The 19,560-nt window shown below is 43.2% G+C and carries 13 protein-coding genes; 4 read left to right on the top strand and 9 right to left on the bottom strand.

Translation table 11 applies throughout. From position 1 onward, the window contains the following. Nucleotides 1-22 precede the first annotated feature (22 nt). The 4 genes from Q3A68_RS18470 (at nt 23) to pta (ending at nt 3,776) form a co-directional block, all read left to right on the top strand. Nucleotides 23-208 (top strand): hypothetical protein, encoded by a 186-nt coding sequence (locus Q3A68_RS18470; RefSeq protein ID WP_302902603.1) that lies wholly within the window; start codon nt 23-25, stop codon nt 206-208. Between the two features lie 50 nt (nt 209-258). Next, nucleotides 259-465: a hypothetical protein gene (locus Q3A68_RS18465; RefSeq protein ID WP_302902602.1), complete on the top strand. Its 207-nt coding sequence runs from the start codon at nt 259-261 to the stop codon at nt 463-465. Between the two features lie 119 nt (nt 466-584). Then, entirely contained in the window at nt 585-1,625 is a 1,041-nt protein-coding gene (locus tag Q3A68_RS18460; RefSeq protein ID WP_302902601.1) for a zinc-dependent alcohol dehydrogenase family protein, read from the top strand. Nucleotides 1,626-1,640: 15 nt separating this feature from the next. After that, complete coding sequence (gene pta, locus Q3A68_RS18455; protein ID WP_302902600.1) at nt 1,641-3,776, top strand: phosphate acetyltransferase; 2,136 nt, start codon at nt 1,641-1,643, stop codon at nt 3,774-3,776. Between the two features lie 404 nt (nt 3,777-4,180). On the opposite strand, the gene Q3A68_RS18450 is transcribed toward pta, so the two are convergent. The 9 genes from Q3A68_RS18450 to Q3A68_RS18410 all read right to left on the bottom strand — a co-directional run bounded on the left by Q3A68_RS18450 (nt 4,181) and on the right by Q3A68_RS18410 (nt 19,414). Continuing rightward, complete coding sequence (locus tag Q3A68_RS18450; protein ID WP_302902599.1) at nt 4,181-6,631, bottom strand: TonB-dependent receptor; 2,451 nt, start codon at nt 6,629-6,631, stop codon at nt 4,181-4,183. Nucleotides 6,632-6,705: 74 nt separating this feature from the next. Then, nucleotides 6,706-7,590 (bottom strand): SDR family oxidoreductase, encoded by an 885-nt coding sequence (locus tag Q3A68_RS18445; RefSeq protein WP_302902598.1) that lies wholly within the window; start codon nt 7,588-7,590, stop codon nt 6,706-6,708. Between the two features lie 10 nt (nt 7,591-7,600). After that, nucleotides 7,601-9,415 carry an AMP-dependent synthetase/ligase gene (locus Q3A68_RS18440; RefSeq protein ID WP_302902597.1) on the bottom strand — a complete coding sequence of 605 codons (1,815 nt, stop codon included), beginning with the start codon at nt 9,413-9,415 and terminating at the stop codon, nt 7,601-7,603. A 96-nt stretch (nt 9,416-9,511) separates the two neighbouring features. After that, entirely contained in the window at nt 9,512-10,690 is a 1,179-nt protein-coding gene (locus Q3A68_RS18435; protein ID WP_302902596.1) for an acetyl-CoA C-acyltransferase, read from the bottom strand. 20 nt (nt 10,691-10,710) lie between these two features. Then, the gene (locus Q3A68_RS18430; RefSeq protein ID WP_302902595.1) at nt 10,711-13,092 is read right to left on the bottom strand and encodes a 3-hydroxyacyl-CoA dehydrogenase/enoyl-CoA hydratase family protein; all 2,382 of its coding nucleotides are present in this window, start codon (nt 13,090-13,092) and stop codon (nt 10,711-10,713) included. Nucleotides 13,093-13,182: 90 nt separating this feature from the next. After that, the gene (locus Q3A68_RS18425; protein ID WP_302902594.1) at nt 13,183-13,641 is read right to left on the bottom strand and encodes an acyl-CoA thioesterase; all 459 of its coding nucleotides are present in this window, start codon (nt 13,639-13,641) and stop codon (nt 13,183-13,185) included. Nucleotides 13,642-13,650: 9 nt separating this feature from the next. Beyond that, a complete protein-coding gene (locus Q3A68_RS18420) occupies nt 13,651-15,444 on the bottom strand; it encodes an acyl-CoA dehydrogenase FadE (protein WP_302902593.1) in 1,794 nt (597 codons plus the stop codon). A gap of 170 nt (nt 15,445-15,614) precedes the next feature. Continuing rightward, the gene (locus Q3A68_RS18415; protein ID WP_302902592.1) at nt 15,615-16,526 is read right to left on the bottom strand and encodes a helix-turn-helix domain-containing protein; all 912 of its coding nucleotides are present in this window, start codon (nt 16,524-16,526) and stop codon (nt 15,615-15,617) included. A gap of 41 nt (nt 16,527-16,567) precedes the next feature. Then, the gene (locus tag Q3A68_RS18410; RefSeq protein WP_302902591.1) at nt 16,568-19,414 is read right to left on the bottom strand and encodes a hypothetical protein; all 2,847 of its coding nucleotides are present in this window, start codon (nt 19,412-19,414) and stop codon (nt 16,568-16,570) included. Nucleotides 19,415-19,560 lie beyond the last annotated feature (146 nt).

Raw genomic sequence — 19,560 nt, 5'->3', positions numbered from 1 at the left:
ACCTGACAGACCAGTAAAGTTTATGAAAGAGCAAATTAAAAAAGCGGGCAACCAGGGTTCAGTACTTTATGGCATGGGGTTTATAGGTTCATTGGTATACTTCATCAGTCATGCCATGAGTTTTTGGATGGGCATTTTAGGTATTATAAAAGCCGTATTCTGGCCGGCTTTGGTGATTTACAAGGTGCTCGAGTTACTGAAGCTTTAACCAAATCAACAATCAAACAATCAGTATTGCCGCTTGTTGCAACAGGTATAATGATCAAGAAAACATTCCCGGGTGAGCAGGAAGAAATGCCTGTAAATCCACAAAAACCTGAAATACAGAAACCAGGTGAACCCACCGGGCCTGGTATACCACAAGAAAACCCTCAACGTGAACCAGCTGAGGTGCCCCCGCCACCGTCCGTGCCTCCATTGCCAAATACTCCTGCGCCGTCCGTTCCGCCTTCTCCGCAGGCATAATATCTGCATTCAGTTTAATTAAATAAACGGATTAAAGGATTCTATGTCACGCCATAACATGACCATCGTCATTTATTGCATACAAAATTTCAGTCAACTTTGCTTTCAAATTAAAGATTATGAAAGCACTTGTTTATCACGGGCCGGGGAAAAAATCATGGGAGGAGAAACCCCAGCCGACAATCTTGAAACCTACTGATGCGATCGTCAGGATTTCGAAAACCACTATTTGCGGGACCGATCTGCACATCTTGAAAGGTGACGTTCCCGAGGTGATTGATGGCCGCATTATCGGACACGAAGGTGTAGGTATTATAGAAGAGGTTGGGACAGCTGTCAGCAATTTCAAAAAAGGCGACCACGTATTGATCTCTTGTATCACATCATGTGGAAAATGCAGCTATTGTAAAAAGGGAATGTATTCGCACTGCGAAGACGGCGGCTGGATACTAGGCCATTTGATTGACGGCACCCAGGCTGAATATGTGAGGATACCACATGCCGACAACAGTCTATATCCCATTCCAGCGGGGGCTGATGAAGAAGCATTGGTAATGTTAAGTGATATATTGCCTACCGGCTTTGAATGCGGCATTTTAAACGGGCAAGTAAAGCCCGGGGATATAATTGCCATTGTGGGTGCAGGGCCAATCGGCCTGGCATCGTTGCTGACAGGACAGTTCTATTCGCCTGCCGAAATCATAATGATTGACCGTGATGAAAACCGTCTGGAAGTGTCTAAAAAATTTGGAGCAACCCAAATCATTAATTTCGAAAAAGAAGACCCGATTGCTAAAGTAAAAAGCCTGACAGGCGGTAAAGGGGTTGATGTAGCTATAGAAGCCGTCGGCGTACCGCAATCCTTTGAACTTTGCGAGTCAGTCATCGCTCCGGGGGGGCATATTGCAAATATCGGCGTACACGGCAAAAGTGTCAATCTTCATCTTGAGTCGCTTTGGGCTCAAAATATTACCATTACAACGCGTCTTGTAGACACCGTTTCTACTCCCATGCTTTTAAAAACGGTTAATGGTAAAAAATTGCAGCCTGAAAAGCTTATCACTCATCGGTTTAAGTTAGCTCACATATTAGATGCTTATGACACTTTTGAACATGCCGCTGATAATAAAGCTTTAAAAGTGATCATTTCACAGGGGTAAGCAAATTATAACTCTATGGCAAAGTCAGTATATGTGCTCAGCACTGAAGCCGACAGTGGAAAATTTGTGATTTCCCTGGGGCTGATGAACATGTTCGGTCAGAGTTTTAAGACTGCTTATTTTAAGCCAGTGATCGGTCAAATGAAATCGGGCGAAGAAGACCCGGATATCAAAACCATCAGCAATTACTTTTCAACCGGCGCTGAAATGAAGAATTGCTTTGCGATTAGCGGGGATTATTGCACGCTGGAAGCCACAAACCGCGGGGAGATGATCGACACGATCATAGAAAAATATAAGCTGCTTGAAAAAAATCATGATTGGATCATTGTTCAAGGCACTGACTATTTTAACACAGCGAGCGCTTTTGAAACCAATCTCAACATCGAAATAGCTGAAAATATCAGCACTCCCATTTTATTGGTAATTAAGGGGGACAATAAAACTGAGTCTGAAATTTTGGCTGAGGCTGATGAAATGTATTGTCAATTAAGCAGCAGATCCATACTCATGGCAGGCATCGCCGTCAATAAAGTGGCTCCAAGCTTAACCAAAATGCTGCTTTACAAGCTGCAAAATAAATTTAGCAGCAAATTTCCGGTTAGCGTAATTCCTTGTATAAAGGAATTGAGTAACCCCGTTATGGCCGAGATTTGCAGGGCTGTGGATGGAGTTCTTTTATCAGGAAAAGAAAACTTATTAAACACCGTATCCCAGACTATTGTGGGAACAGCATCCGTAAAGAGAACATTCAGTCAAATCGATGAACCGGCCCTTATTATTACTTCTGCTGATAGAATTGACATAATTAAAACTGCCGCAAATGCTTATCATTCTGGAAACAATAACTCTATTGCAGGAGTAGTTCTATCTTCAAAGGCCAAACCAAATGAACAACTTTTAAGGTTGATCGCAGAAACGGATTTACCCGTTATTTTTTCGTATAATGCTGTTTTTGATATTGTCCTTTCAATAAGTCACATCAGGTCACACATTTCCTTTGAAAAACGGGAAAAAATACGCCAGGCCATAAATGCTTTTGAAAAATGGGTAGCTAAATCAGGATTGGAAAAGCGCCTTAAGGAGAAGTTCCCCTATATAATTACTCCTCACATGTTTCAATTTCAATTAATGGAACTGGCAAGGAAATCGAAAGCGCGTATAGTTATGCCCGAGGGCGACGATCCAAGAATATTGAAAGCGGCTGCAAGAGTAATTTCGCTAAAACTCGGCGAAATTATTTTAATGGGTCATCCGGATCAGATCAAGTCGCTCATAAAACAAGATCAGATCGGCTTAGATCTGACTCAAGTTGAAATTGTCGATCCGATTAATGATCTGGATTTTGAGCTGTATTCAGACAGGCTTTATGAGTTGCGAAAAAAAAGCGGGTTATCGCGTAACACTGCTGACGCGCTAATGGCAGACGCCTCTTATTTCGGAACCATGATGGTGTATTCCGGTCGTGCAGACGCGATGGTTTCAGGGGCCGTTTATACGACCAGGCAAACTGTTAAACCTGCGTTGGAATTTATAAAGATGAAAGAAGGCAAACAGCTTGTTTCGTCCATATTTTTTATGTGCCTCCCTCATCGCGTAGTTATATTCGGTGATTGTGCAATAAACCCGAACCCTAGCGTGGAACAGTTGGCAGAAATTGCTATTTCATCTGCAGAAACCGCCCAAATTTTCAATATCGAGCCACGAATAGCAATGATCTCTTATTCGTCAGGCCAATCAGGAGTTGGGGATGAGGTCGAGAAAGTGCGTCTCGCCACAGAAATAGTAAAAAGCAGGCGGCCTGATCTTGATGTTGAGGGCCCTATCCAATATGATGCTGCGGTGAACCCGTTAACAGCCAAAACTAAACTCCCAGGTTCCAAAGTGGCAGGGAAAGCTAACGTTTTCATTTTCCCTGACCTGAATACCGGAAATTCAATTTATAAGGCTGTTCAGCAGGAAACAGGCGCTATGGCGATTGGCCCAATACTGCAAAACCTTAATAAACCAGTAAATGACCTCAGCCGCGGCGCAACTGTAGATGACATATTTAACACAATCCTGGTGACATTAATACAATGCGGGCGGGAAGATAGTAGAATAACAAAAACTTTCCATTCCAGAAAAACTGCTGCCATACTGGGTAGGTAGCAGTTCGGGTGAGCCGCTGAAAAGCTGGAAGCAGCTATTATTTTTGCTCCTGACGGTCTTTTGCGAATATAAACTCTTATGGTTGCCACCCAAAACATGCATAGTTCCCGCAAATAACCCTTGGGCAAATTTACGGGCTTTGGTCATAAAATGTTCATAGAACAGCTGTATTGATATGGATCGATATGTTTCCAAATATGTTTAACCACTCAGGTAAATGGGCCTCGGTTCGGGGATCGCCTTACGACCGTCAGCGGAATTAAAAAAGCTGTTGAAAAAGGTGGAAATGGGGAAAAAATTAGTCTTCATAATTGCCCTTACTTTTGGATAAAGCATAACGATAACTCTCTAGCAGGTGCAAAAAACTGACCTTTCATTGTATAACAACCACCCGTATCATCCTATTAATGTGCCCTGCTTTGTTCACTGTCGGCACCACCGGTCTCACGTTTTTCAGGTGTATTGGTTGATTTACCAAAACTATAGGTAAATGCCAGAGTTGCTACACGGGTGTCCACAAAGTTATGGAAGGTGGCGGTGGCATCCTGGATATTAGTAATAGTCCCGCTTGGTGCAAATGAGTGCAATATGTCGCGTACGTTTAATTTGATGGAACCTTTGTTGTTCAAAATCTTCTTTTGAAGTGCAGCATTGAGCATTCCTTTGGGTAGTAGAACAAATTGACCGTAAGTGCCACCGGTATTATAAAATCCGCTTAGCTCGGCACTCCACCCATGCGGAAAAGTAAACTGGTTATTGGCATTGGCAGAAAACGAATATTGTGATTGGTTAAGATACCCCGTGTAAAACGCCCCCTGGTAAGAATTTCGATATTCTTCGGCATATAAATTAACCGACCACCATTTGGCAGGCTGGAAATTGCTGCTAACAGAAAGGTCGAACAGCTTCTGCTGCCCGATGTTGCCTGTTGTACTGATGAAAACTTTGCCGATTCTGTGAATGGTTTCGCCCTGAACATCAGCGGTATGATTATAGGTAAGGGCAACTGTAAACAGGCTCCTGAAGCTATAAGCCAGTTTATAATTATCCGTGAATTGCGGCTTCAGGTAGGGATTACCGGAGAAGTAGGTAAACTCATCCACAAAAAAGGTAAAGGGGTTTAAACTTCCGTAGTTCGGTCTTCCAATGCGACGACCGTAAGACAGTACAAGCACATTGTGAGCCGCTGTATCGATATTATAGGAGAAATAGGCGGTTGGGAACAGATTGGTATAGTGATTCACAAATGATGAATCCGCCCTTTGGGCATTACCCAACTGATGCCCCCATCCGTTGGTGTTTTCTAAACGTAACCCTGTTTGTATAGAGAACCTACCAAAATTTTTATTAAAATTGATATAGGCAGCATTTATATTCTCTTTATATAAAAATCGGTTAGTCTTGCTATAATCAATGGAATCCACATTATTGATCACATTAAAGTAGTTCGCAGCGTTATCGGTATTTACATAACTGCTTTTTACACCTGCCTCAATCCTGGCCTTGCCTTTAAGCGGGTGCGAGTAATCGGCCTTTGCTGAGTAAATATTGATGACAGCAGGCAAATCATCGGTTAAGGTTGTTGAGTTGGTTAAAGTATTGTCTGGTAAAAAGGTATTGTTCACAAACATTTGATTACTGCCTGATATGTCATGAATATAATCCAGGTCGAAGGTGAACTGACGACCTGTACTATCAAACTTATGGGTGTAATTCAAATTGATGCCATGGCTGTTAAATTTATTTTTAGAAGTATTAAGTGTATTGATCGTTGAATCCAAACCGCCGTTTGCCCCATACAATAAGCTGAATACAGGGCTGCTGTCATGACCGTTCGATATATCGCCTGTGTAAACAAAGCCCCAGGTGGTTTTTGGTGATGAAAAGAAGTCCATTCCCGCCTTAATGTTGGTGTTATGATTAGTCGGTCTGAAGTAGGAAATATCTTTTAGTGATGACGTCATATCGCCATTTACATCTAAATAGTTACGGTCAATCTCGAGCCTCCTGTAAGTCTTTTGGCCATTATAAGAGATGTTTGCAAACAAGTTGACTTTGTTTACGCGGTAATTCATATTAATACTCTCGTTGGTGCGGTTATAAAAACCCTGCGCATAATTAGCGGATACAACAGCATTAAATCCCCTTAAGGTATTCTTTTTCGTCTTGATATTGATCACACCTGCATTTCCGGCAGCATCGTATTTGGCCGGCGGGTTATCCATCAGCTCTATCTGGTCTAATGCTGAAGAAGGTAAAGATTTCAGGTAAGTAGCCAGGTTTTGCGCCGAAAGATAAGTAGGCTTATCATCAATCATTACCAGCACACCGCTTTTACCTTTAAAGGTGATATTGCCTTCAGCGTCCACCTGCACACCCGGCGTTTTTTCAAGAACTTCGAGTGCGTTAGCGCCAGTATTGGATATCAACGCATTTACATTTACTACAGTTCGATCAATCTTTTGCTGAACATACGATCTCTGAGCAGTCACGCCTACACCACTCAATGCTTTCCCAATCGACAATAAAGTGATCACCGGTAAATTAATGGTTTTTTGTCCGCTGACTGCGATATTTTTACTGGTGTAGCTTTTATAACCGATGTAAGTTACTTTGATTATGTAGTTGTTATCCTTTACGTTTTGAAAAGCAAAACTTCCGTCTGATTTCGCAAGCTGATTACTTACCAGCGATGAGTCTTTCGCCGCAAGCAGTACAACGGTTGCCCCATTAAGCGGTTTTCTAGTATCGTCTAAAACCGAGCCTGAAATTTTGCTGTCTGAGGTTTGTGCATCAGCAAAATTGCAAAGTAACAGTGTAAATAAGGTTAAAAGCAGTAACTGTGGTAGTTTCATGGCTATAAGACATGCTTATCGCCGATACCGTTACAACATTTTTATAATTTGAAAGAAAAAGGAGGGGCGTGCATTTAGCCTCGTCTGGCTTTATCAGTAGCTTCCCACATTTCGTCCGGCACCATCTCCAGCATATTGAATTGCCCCGCTCCCTGCAACCATTCTCCACCGTCTATGGTTATTACTTCGCCATTGATATAGCCTGAGGAGTCAGATACCAGGAAAGCCGCCAGATTTGCCAGTTCCTGATGGTCACCTACCCGTTTAAGCGGCACCTTATCTTTAAAATCAAACTTTTCAGCAAGCTCTCCCGGTAATAACCGATCCCATGCGCCTTTGGTTGGAAAAGGCCCTGGTGCAATAGCGTTGGTTCTAATCCCATACTTACCCCATTCTACAGCCAGGGACCTTGTTAAGGCCAGCACACCACCTTTTGCACAAGCTGATGGCACTACGTATGCGGATCCTGTAAAAGCGTAGGTTGTTATAATATTCAGCATGACGCCGGGTATTTTTTCTGCAATCCAATATTTGCCCAATGCCAGCGAGCAGTTAACTGACCCTTTCAAAACAATATCGATAATCGCAGAGAATGCATTTGCAGAAAGGCGTTCCGTTGGCGAAATAAAATTGCCGGCAGCATTATTCAGCAAAACATCTACGCGTCCAAAGGCATTGATGGCTGCATGAAGCATGTTTTCAACCTCATCGTATTTTCTTACATCGCAGGTAATTGCTATTGCCCTGCCTCCGGTCTCAGCCTCCATTTCGGCGGCTGTTTCCTTTAGCACATTGTAATTACGGCTGGTGATCACCAAATTGGCCCCCAACTTTAAAAAATATATGCCCATCGCTTTACCAAGCCCGGTTCCTCCTCCGGTGATAATAATGGCCTTTCCCTTTAAGGCGTCATCACGTAAGGCCCCGCCAACCGGTTTTTGTTTATCAGAATTATTCATCGTAAATCGGTCATTTTACCAGATTGGGGCTTTCGCTCACTTCATCGGCATACATGCTTTCTATTTCGGCATTATATTTTTCTGTGATTATTTTCCGCCTCATTTTGCCGGTTGGTGTAAGTTCTCCGCTATTCAGGGACCACTCTTCTGCAAGTAACTTTATTTTTTTGATCTGCTCCACATGATTAAATTCAGGATTGTAGCCATCGATTATCGACTGATACAATGCGATAACCCTTTTGTCCTTAATAAGTTCCTCATGAGTCGAAAAAGCTATTTCATTTTGTTTGCACCATGGTATTAAGTTGGCATAGGACGGCACAATAAGCGCTGCCGCGAATTTCTTATCTGCTCCCACAACCATCATTTGTTCAATAAAATAACTCTCTTTCATTCGGTTTTCGATAGGTGTCGGTGCAACATATTTCCCGCCTGATGTTTTAAATATTTCCTTTTTGCGATCGGTTATCTTCAAAAATGAATCCTGATCCAAAACTCCAATATCGCCAGTATGAAACCATCCGTCGCCCATTACCTCAGCAGTCAGCCCCGGGTTTTTATAATACCCCACCATAACGCCGGGTCCTTTGCAAAGTATTTCGCCATCTGAAGCTATCATTACCTCCACGCCTCTTAGTAAAGGGCCTACGGTGCCAAACCTCCTTTTATTCTTTTCATAGTGATTAACGGAAATTACCGGCGATGTCTCTGTTAAGCCGTATCCTTCCAAAATAACAATACCTGCGGCCGTAAAAATCTTTTCGAGCCTGACAGGGCAGGCAGAACTCCCTACTACTATCGCTTTAACATTTCCACCGATTGCCTTACGCCACTTACTGTAAACCAATTTATCGGCTATGGCCAGTTTTATTATGTACCCTATACTTTTATTTTCCAGTTCAAATTCATTGGCTACTTTTATCGACCATAAGAAAATCTTACTTTTTATACCTGTCAATTTCTTGCCCTCAATTAGTATTTTCTCAAACACTTTTTCGAGCAGCCTCGGCACCGCGGTAAATAACGACGGTTGCACCTCTCGCAAATTAGGGCCGATGGTATCCATACTTTCGGCATAAAAAATAGAATAACCAGAGAAGAGGTAGATGTAGGTGACCATCTTCTCGAAAATATGGTTCAAGGGCAAAAAGCTGAGTGCGCGTTTTTGTTCCACCGGTATTTGGCTCAGAACATCATTTGAGGCCATTACATTGCTTAAAATATTTTTATGAGTCAGCATCACTCCTTTGGGGTGACCGGTGGTCCCCGAAGTATAAATGATGGTTGCCACATCATCTTCCCTAACCGTATTGCAGACCGCTGCCAAAGTTTGGTGATCTTTTTCCTGCAGAGGTTTAAGTAATTCTGTCCAGCGGGTGCTGCCCTCTATTTCATCGAAGGTGAAAATTGCTTTCAAGGAAGAGACTCGTGAATGTATCTCATTTACTTTATCATATATCTCCTTGTTGCTTACAAATACACATTTTACCTGCGCTTCATTTAGTATTTCTTCAAGTTCGTGGGCACTGGTGTTAGGGTATAATGGCACCAATACTGCTCCTGTTTGCTGTACGGCCAGATCAGTTATTAACCATTCAGGGCGGCCGATACTGATCAGCCCGACTTTGTCGCGACCCTCGGTTGTACCATCTCCATAAGAAACACCCATACTTAAAAGAGCCACAGACAACTGATTAATCAATTCATGCACCTCTTCTGTGCTATAGGCCTTCCATGTTCCATTCACTTTGGCATTTAACAAATCAACTCGTGGCTCTTTTGCCTGAGTTGCTATGCAATCGAACAACCTCGTCGCCTTTTCCATGTGTACAACAGTTTAATAAGGTAAAAAGCTATTAAACCACGAAAGCTTTTACATCTTCTTTTGCAATTAGTTATCTGTATTATTCTTCATGGTTTATTATGATAACAGTTCAAATATTCCTGCGGCGCCCTGACCTGTGCCTACACACATAGTCACCATACCGTATTTTTTATTTCTTCTTTTCAATTCGTTAAAAAGCTGAACAGAAAGCTTTGCACCGGTGCAGCCGAGCGGGTGGCCGAGAGCTATAGCTCCGCCGTTTACATTAATAATATCAGGATCAAGGTTTAAGCCTTTTATTACAGCTAACGACTGTGATGCAAAGGCCTCATTTAGTTCGATCAGATCGATATCCTTCTGCGCGATCCCAGCCATTTTTAACACTTTTGGTATTGCAAAAAGAGGGCCAATCCCCATAATTCGCGGAGGGACACCCACAACCGCATAATTCACCAGGCGGGCGATCGGTTCCAGCTTATTTTCTTTTAAAAAACGTTCGCTCACCACCATTACAAATGCCGCTCCGTCGCTTGTTTGTGATGAGTTGCCGGCAGTGACCATTCCTTTGGCATCAAATACTGGCTTAAGTTTTGACAATGCATCTAATGATGTATCTGCACGCGGCCCTTCGTCTGTATCAACCGTAAATTCTCTTTTTTTCTTTTTCCCTTGCTCATCTACATAGGTCTCCGCAACATTTATTGAAGCTATTTCATCTTTGAATTTACCTTCCTGAATAGCGCTGATTGCTTTTTGATGCGAACTATAAGCAAATTGATCTTGTTCGTCGCGATTGATTTTATATTCCTTCGCAACCGCTTCGGCTGTTAAACCCATTCCCCAATAATAATCAGGATGGGTAATCGCGACATCAGCATTGGGTATAATCCGCCACCCTCCCATCGGTACCAGGCTCATACTTTCAACCCCGCCGGCAATAATACAGTCGGCTAAACCGCTGTGTACTTTTGCCGAAGCTATCGCGATAGTCTCTAATCCTGATGCACAATACCGGTTTACGGTCATTCCCGGTACCTTATCAATATCGAGCGCCATTAATGAGATCAGTCTGCCTACATTTAAACCCTGTTCTGCTTCCGGTGTTGCATTCCCTACTATTACATCGGCTATTTGCTCACGGTCAACATTTGGCACCGATGCTAAAAGCTGTTTTATAACGTCAGCAGCAAGCGTATCCGGGCGGGTAAATCTGAAGCTTCCCCGGGAGGCTTTTCCAACAGCACTGCGGCGGGCCGCTACTATATATGCATTCATTTTATTTACAATTTATAAAATCAGTTCCTTAATACTTTTCCGCCTGTTAAAATGGATTGTATACGCTCTAACGTTTTCCTTTCAGCGCAAAGCGATACAAACGCTTCGCGTTCCAGGTTTAATAAATAATCTTCGCTTACCAGCGAAGGCTGTGAAAGGTCGCCTCCTGAAAGAACGTAAGCCAGCTTTTGGGATATCTTGGCATCATGCTCGCTAATATAGTTACCGCTATACATGGTATTGGCACCCACATAAGCCAACCCAAGCGCTTGTTTGCCCAACACCCTGATATCTGTGCGAGGTGTGGGTTGCACATACCCTTCATCTGCCAGCATCAAACAGTGCTGTTTTGCTTCAGCTAACAGCCTGTTCCTCGACAAAACCACTACATCCCGGCCTTTTTTAAGATACCCCAGTTCGAAAGCCTCATATGCAGAAGTGGATACCTTTGCCTGGCCGATGGTTAAAAATCTTTCCCTGAAATTGTTTAATTCTATGTCTCCCTCCTGCAATTCGTCGGAGAGGCGGAGCGCAAACTCTTTGGAGCCTCCTCCGGCAGGGATCAGACCAACGCCAAACTCTACCAGGCCCGTGTATAACTCGGCATGGGCTATTACCTTATCAGCATGAAGGCATATTTCACACCCCCCCCCCAAAGCCATCTGATGCGGCGCTACAACTACAGGAATTGAGGAGTAACGTATGCGCATCATCGCACTTTGAAAGGCCTTTACAACCATGTTCAATTCGTCGAACTCCTGCTCAACGGCCATCATGAATATCAACCCTACATTAGCGCCGGCACTAAAATTGGCACCCTCGTTCGAGATTACAAGTCCTTTGTAACTTGCTTCGGCCAAAGTAATGGCCTTATGGATACCTTCAATTACTTCGCTCCCTATAGTATTCATCTTGGTATGAAACTCAAGGTTGATTATTCCGTCACCAATATCTGTAATGGTTGAGCCACTGTTTTTCCAGACAACGTTTGCTATGCGGATATTGTCTAGCAACAAAAAATCTTCTGTGCCTGGGATTACCTGGTAGCTTTTAGAAGCAATATCATAATACCAGCGTTTGCCATTCTCGGTTTTATAAAAGCTGGCTGCTCCCGATGACAGCATATCGTACACCCATTGTGCAGGCCTATTTCCTGCGGCTTCCATCTCCTGCACCACACGCTCCACACCCAACGCATCCCATTTTTCAAAAGGCCCCATTTCCCAGCCAAACCCGGCATTCATGGCAGCATCTATTTTATATAATTCGTTTGCTATTTCGGGGATACGATTACTTGAATAGGCAAAAAGTGCCATAAAAGTAGCCCGGTAAAAATCGCCGGCTTTATCCTTTGCAGTAAACAAAATTTTAAGCCTTTCTTTTAGACTGTCCACTGCTTTGGTAGTCTCCAGCGAGGGGAATTTTACCTTCTGTGAAGGCTTATATTCCAATGTCTTTAGATCAAGCGCATAAAACTCAGTGCCAGCGCCAGTCTTTTCCTTTTTATAAAAGCCCTGATTCGTTTTGCTTCCCAGCCAATTGTTTTTAACCATTCCGTTCACAAAATCTGGTATGCGGAATGATTCTTTAGCCTCATCATCCGGTACGTTTTTGCTCAACCCGTTTGCAACATGAACCATAGTATCTAGTCCGACGACATCGCTGGTACGGAACGTTGCTGATTTAGGGTGACCAATAACCGGGCCCGTAAGTTTGTCTACCTCCTCAACTGTCATCCCTGTTTTGTCAACATAGTGCAGTATAGACATGATGCTGAAAACACCGATACGGTTGCCAATAAATGCCGGGGTGTCTTTGGCCAGCACAGTCGTTTTCCCCAGGAATTTCTCGCCATACTCCATTAAAAAATTCACCACGCTTGCTGATGTATCTCCGGTAGGAATAATCTCCAATAATTTCAGGTATCGCGGCGGGTTAAAAAAATGCGTTCCGCAAAACTGCTGCTTAAAATCTTCGCTTCGGCCTTCAGTCATTAGGTGTATCGGAATACCGGATGTATTGGAGGTAATCAATGTTCCCGATTTCCTGTATTTTTCTACCTTCTCAAATACATTTTGCTTGATATCCAGGCGTTCAACGACTACTTCAATTACCCAGTCGCATTCCCCGATTTTTGGCATATCATCCTCGAAATTCCCAGTGGTTATGCGTCTTGAAAAAGACTTAAGGTAGATTGGAGAAGGATTAGACTTTAACGCAAAATCCAGCGCATCGTTTACTATCTTGTTTCTTGCTTTTTTGTCATCCTGGGGAGCTCCCTCAGGCACGATATCCAATAATAACACCTGTACGCCAATGTTTGCAAAATGGCAGGCGATCCGGCTGCCCATTACACCCGAACCCAGTACTGCCACTTTTTTTATGACCCGTTTAGTATCCATACAATGCGCTTATATTGAAAAATTTGAGCTTAAAATTTGCTTTGGGTTATTATTAAGTAATTTACTTATTTCCGCACACTATCAATACAATTAATCTGATTTAACCGGTGTATGGCCGCGAGCTTCAATGTAATCGTCGCTTTTAGGCGCCTTGATGAACAACTGGCTCAGTTCGGCTGGTAAAACAGTCAGCTTACGCTTTATTGTATCAATCCAGGCACCATCCACGGTAACAACCGACGCTTTAATGCCGTCACTCCGGTACAGTTCATGACGAATGGACCAGCGGGAGCCATCAGGCCGCGATTTGGTAATTTCGCAAGTTATTTTCAGGTGTTCATTGAGAGCCACCTCGCGCAGGTATATCAATTCTTCTTTAAATAAAACGGGCCCTATATTATATTCAAAAAGTTTTGACAGCTTTAAGCCTACACTTTCCAGCATGTTTAATCTTGCCTGTGCGGCAAAATCAGCGTACGCGCTGTGGCGCATATGTTGGTTGGCATCCATCTGCGACCAAAGTACCTGCCCTTCATAAAACACATTCATATAGCAGCTTTAAAAACAATATTTATTTTCAGCAATTACCTTTGCAGCGATATCTCTTCGCGCCTGCGTGGTATTAATGTCCTCAGTTTTAGTAAAACGCTTTAAGCCGATCATCATCATCTTCCTTTCGTCACCCTCGGCAAATGAGTTAATCGCCTCCCTTCCCGATTTGGCGATATGCTCGGCAGCGTCGTTAATATATACCCGCATCATCTCTAGTTGTTCCCTGCAAGCCTCTTCACCTTTTAAGCCAACCAGTTTCTCTACACGTAACTGCAGCGATTCGCTTACATACAGTTCAATCAGCATATCGGCCACGCACATCAGCACTTCCTGTTCCTTAGCCAGTTGTGTCATCAGCTTTTGGACAGCAGCACCTGCCACCATCAATATGGCCTTTTTAAAATTTGCGATGTATTTCTTCTCTTTTGAAAATAGGTTTTCCTCTTCGTCTGAACCAAAATCAGGGATGCTTGTCAGCTCACCGACAACTTTTTGAGCAGGCCCCATTAAGTCAAGTTCACCTTTCAGTGCGCGCTTCAGCATCATATCTACGGTCAGCATCCGGTTAATTTCGTTGGTGCCTTCAAAAATCCTGTTGATCCTTGAGTCACGGTAAGCCCTGTCCATAGGCGCTTCTGCACTATACCCCATACCGCCGTATATCTGAACACCTTCGTCGGCAACATAATCCAGCATTTCAGATGCATGAACTTTGATGATTGCCGCTTCTATCGCAAACTGTTCAGTGCCTTTGAGTTTTGCTTTTGTTTCATCAAGCCCTGATGCCACATACATTGCCTTTGCTTCTTCTATATTTTGGCAAGCACGGTAAATAGCTGATTCTGCGGCGTAAGTTAAAATAGCCTGCTGTGCCAGTTTGTAGCGTATAGCTCCATATTTTGAGATCGGTCTTCCAAACTGCTCGCGTTCATTGGCATAGTGTACGGCGGTAGTAATGATTTGCTTAGCCGCGCCAACGGTTGCACCGCCTAATTTTATCCTGCCCAGGTTCAATATGTTCACTGCTATTTTAAAGCCATTCTGCCGTTCAGAAAGCAGGTTTTCGACAGGCACCTTGCAGTCATTAAAAAACACCTGCCGGGTTGAGCTTCCCTTAATACCCATTTTATGTTCTTCAGGGTTCAGCGAAAGCCCTTCAAAGCCTTTTTCTACAATAAATGCACTCAGGTTTTCGTCATCATCAATTTTGGCGAATACAGTGAATATGTCGGCAAAACCTGCATTGGTGATCCACATTTTCTGACCGGTGATCAGGTAATATTTACCATCTTCAGAAAGCCTGGCGCGGGTTTTCCCGGAATTCGCATCAGAACCAGCACCTGGCTCGGTAAGGCAATAGGCTCCTTTCCACTCGCCAGTGGCTAGTTTGGGGATGTATTTTTGTTTTTGTGCATCATTGCCGTAATACAATATAGGCAAAGTACCTATCCCAGAATGAGCCGAAAAAGCAACAGAAAAAGAATTGCCTGCGCCTAATTTCTCGGTAACCAGCATCGAGGTCTTAAAATCCTTCCCGAAACCGCCATATGCTTCAGGAACAGATATACCTAACAGGCCAAGAGCCCCAGCCTCTTCTATTAGATGAGGCATGAGCCCTTCTTCCTGCTCATCGATACGATTTAGATTCGGTATCACATTCTGCGCAAGAAAATTGATGCAAGTTTCGGCAATCATTAATTGTTCTTCATCCCATTCTTCCGGGATAAAAATATTCTCGGCTGAAGTTTCCCTGATCAGGAACTCGCCGCCTTTAATAGCTTTTACAACTGTATCATCCATAATTAACTACTTTAAAATAAGGTCGTCATCATGAGCCTTTCCCGGCTGATGGATGCTTTATCGGTTTATAATTAATAGTAAAATTAGGCGCTTTTTTAGATCAATAAAAGGGCTGTAACGCGGAGATATTGGTCAAAAAGTCGGAAAGGGGACGGTTAATCTGGTCAATTTCACTTAATCTCGGCCGGATGATTTTGATGCGTTAATACCATCCTGTAATCAGTGGGCGATAGCCCTGTGTGTTTTTTAAAATATTTACCAAATGATGATTGATCCGGAAAATGAATATTTTCGGCAACCTGGGCTATACTGATCTCGTGGTTTCTCAATAATACCTTGGCCTCAAGGATCACCGCATCTTCGATCCATTCGCCGGATGTTCTACCGGTGACTTCTTTAATCGTTTCTGTTAAATGTTTAGGTGATACGCAAAGGGTATTAGCATAAAACTGAACACTTCGGTGCTCTTTATAATAACGAAAGACAAGATTCTGAAAAAGTAAATTTAATTCCTGTTTACGGTTCTGCCTGGCCTTTATTATTACATGTTGTTTTTCGTAAATAAATTCCAGTTCGTATAGCAGCATAGTGAAGGCAGCTCTGGTTATCTCCTGACGATAGGGATGCTTTTCCTGCTCCAGTCTTTGCTGTATCAAACGGTAAGCCTCAAGGATTATAGCTGCATCCTGCTGATCGGGATGAATGACGGGATGAGACTCACTTTTGAAATAGCTAAATGACTCCAGGAAAAGACTATTGGCATTATTTCCTGTTAAGAAAGCTTTGGAGAAAACAATGAACCGGCACAAAAAATCATCACTGCTGTTATAAATCCTCAGAATGTGAAAGGGTGTTGCCAGAAGCATCGCACCAGGAACAGCCTGATAAACCTGCAGATTTACCTCTACTTCTGCTTTTCCGCGGGTGCAAATACCGATGATATAGCCGTCGGAGCGATACGGGTATTCACTCAATTCCAATAGCTGCTTTTCGTCTGTAATAAAAAATTCAGGGCCGATCATTTTGTCTGCATACAGATCAGCAAATCTTGAAAGGCTCAGCTGGCCAATTTTTTTATTCATGGGTTGGAGATAACGGCTGTTTCCTTCGTTAATCAAAGCTACTATTTCTTCTTTTTTCTGGACATTCCAAAACAGTCCAACACCTGATCAATTGAAGAACTGTCTCTTGAAACGTTGAACCGTAACTTCGTCATGGCATACTCAGACATTTGCCAGCCCAGGGGCAACACCGGTGACAAGGTGCTTTTGGGTAACCGTTCATCTGTCGGCCTGAATTGATAAAATCCATAGTGTTTCAGGCGCGAGAAGGAATAGTTCCACCCATCAGCCTTTTTTGTATAGCCCACCCTGCTATTCAATATGCCCTTAGGTGGGACAAGAAGCTCAAATAAATTTCCAGGCTTCCCGGTTGATTCTGTTGTCAGGACCGAATTTGGCAGCGAAAGAAACTGAGGCTGTATATGGCTGAAAACTGGGTCTTTTCTGATCAGTCTGCTGCGGACTCTTTCAAATACAGTCAGCACCTGCAGTGAGGTTTCGGCGCCTGAGTTATCCCAGGTCCCCCCGTCCATGAAGTGATGCCGACCGTCCAACTTAGCAGAAGGGCTGATGTAGGGAAACCGGGCACTCAGAAAAGCTGCGGTGCTCAGACGCAAATCGCCGGGATCTTTAATTTCCTGTTCCAGCATTATTGTCGCCGGAAAATCCAGGTTACTTAGTAGTACTGGCGCTATGATGCCCTTTTTCCCGCTATCTACATCAAAGGTATTGGCAAATAGCAGGGGGACTTCATAGTTTTTGTCCTTTCCAATATCTCCTATAGTAACCCTCATATCCGCATGATGAGGGGCAGTATGCGTTTCCCAGACCTGCTCCATTAGTCTTGCTCTGTCGGGCCAGGGCGCTATTCCTAATGCGGATGCCAGCATATCCCGCCCGAGCAAACCAACCATGGTAGTAGTAAAATAATCATTCCGGTAAATATCGAGAGAGTTGAGCGGGTAAAAGACAGTATCATCACTTGTTCGTTGTCTGTAACGATAGCGTGCGCTGCAAAGCAGTGACACACCAACGGTACCGCCCGAAGCTCCAGAATAGGAAAAAACATAGTGTTGAAAATCAGATCCCGCTGAACCGCTTGTATTCTCTGATTTTAACAAGCTGTCCAATGTACCGATTACCATGGTTGTCCACACGGTGGCACGGATGCCACCACCATAAGCATTCACGAAAAATACCGGATAAGTTTTACCCGGATGCCTGGTCGTAAAATCGTTAATATCTTGTTTTCGGCTGATTAACCAATTTTCGGTATAACTATCTAATGAATCCAGTGATTTACGATAGTTTTTTTGTTTTTCAATATAAGCTTCATGATAGACCGTAACGGTGCTTGCCGACCGGTAAATGGTAAACAACAGTAAGAAGGTAATCAGGCTTATACCGATTTTTTTACCTGTAAACTGCAAGAAGGAGAAACATAGCAGATAGCCAGCTAAAGCGCACAACACAACGGGCATTGTAAAAAAACGATTATCGCGGGTAATGGTATTCAGAAAAGTTGGCGAATTGCATAAGATAAAAAAAAGCAAAGCAGCCAGTCCGCTAAAAGTAATCCAAGGCGCGGCATTCCATTTTGAAATTGTCTGAAAACTGGTGCGCAAGGTGGCAGTAATTAAAAATATCATCGACAAAAAAACCAGGTCGAGTGATAAATAGGCAAGGAAATAGGGTTCGCGGCTTTGTCTGCCATAGCCCCAGCCCCATATCACCAAAGGGAACAGCAGAACAGCCATACTTAGCCAGTAACGCCATTTAATTACATGCGCTCCTTTTTTATAGAAACGGTCAATCCAATGATACTGCAATACGATTGTATAGAACGCTAAAACAGCGATCAAAATGATCATTGGAGGTATCCCGCTAAGCTTATAATCGATGTGATACGAATTCATTGCTTGCTGTATACCTATTGCAGGTATGAGAAATCCGGAGGCTCCAAACAGTCGCGCTGTATTTACTTTTTCTGACGGCCTTTTGGTCGCTGACACCCTTGCTTTTGCAAAATCGAAAGGCCCCATGAAAAATCTTCTATAGCTTATATTGCGTGCATTATCAATTGCCTTGGGCAGGTGCCAGCACAATAAAGCCAGTAATGTCGTCGATAGCAGAAAATAAATGCTCGCCACGCGAGACGTATTGATCGAAAGGAAAAGATCCTGTACCTGATTACTAAATATACCCAATAAAAAAATCAGCAGGACCAATAATACGATACGGAACCGCCAGGAATAAAAACGCAGGCTTCCCAGCCAAACGGAAGTAAACTCAAGCCAAAGTCTTGGTTTGCCTAACTTAAAAGCCTCGTACAATAACTTAACAGTAATAATAATAAGCAGCAGATACTTGGTCCATGCAAAAATGCCAATGGTCCAGGCATCGGGTAATGTTTCTTTAAGCCTGAAATGCAAGAGCATCCGGCTTGTAGCTATATTCACAAAAACATCCATCAGCCCGGCCAGAATTGTCATAACTCCCATTGTCAAAACGGCGCGCTGGGAGATAACAAACTTTCGGGGATGAGCTTTTTGGCAACCTACCCTGATAATCAGGATAAGTAAAAGCAACGTGTAGTCCAAAATAAAGCCATAGTCTGCATTATTGTGCAGGATAACCGCCTCAATACCAGTTACGGTTTTAGGATTATTGGCATTGCTGGTATAGGTCTGAGTTTTTTTAAATCCGGCTTGCCATTCTTTCAAGATGGAATCCCTCCGGGCGTTGGTCATATTAAGTTCCCAGTCGACAACACCTGATGGGGTATATTTGGTGATAACAAGGTAATGGTCCTTCCGGGTCATACTGCCGACAACCAGGAAACCTATAAGCAACAATAAAAAAAGAGGTTGGAAGTGAACGTTAACCCGGTTTTGCAAACGCTGTAACATAATCCAATGAATAAGGTAATTCACTTAAAGTTACTGAAAATTCTGCACAGAACCATTTTAAAAAGGGTTAAAGGCAATAACCCTTTTCGTGAGCATGAAAATGGTGCAAGATTATTCCTTCATTTTGACCGATCGTTTGTTGCCTT

The organism is Mucilaginibacter tolerans, assembly GCF_030519375.1.
GTDB lineage: Bacteria > Bacteroidota > Bacteroidia > Sphingobacteriales > Sphingobacteriaceae > Mucilaginibacter.
This window is presented reverse-complemented; position numbering and strand designations above follow the sequence as displayed.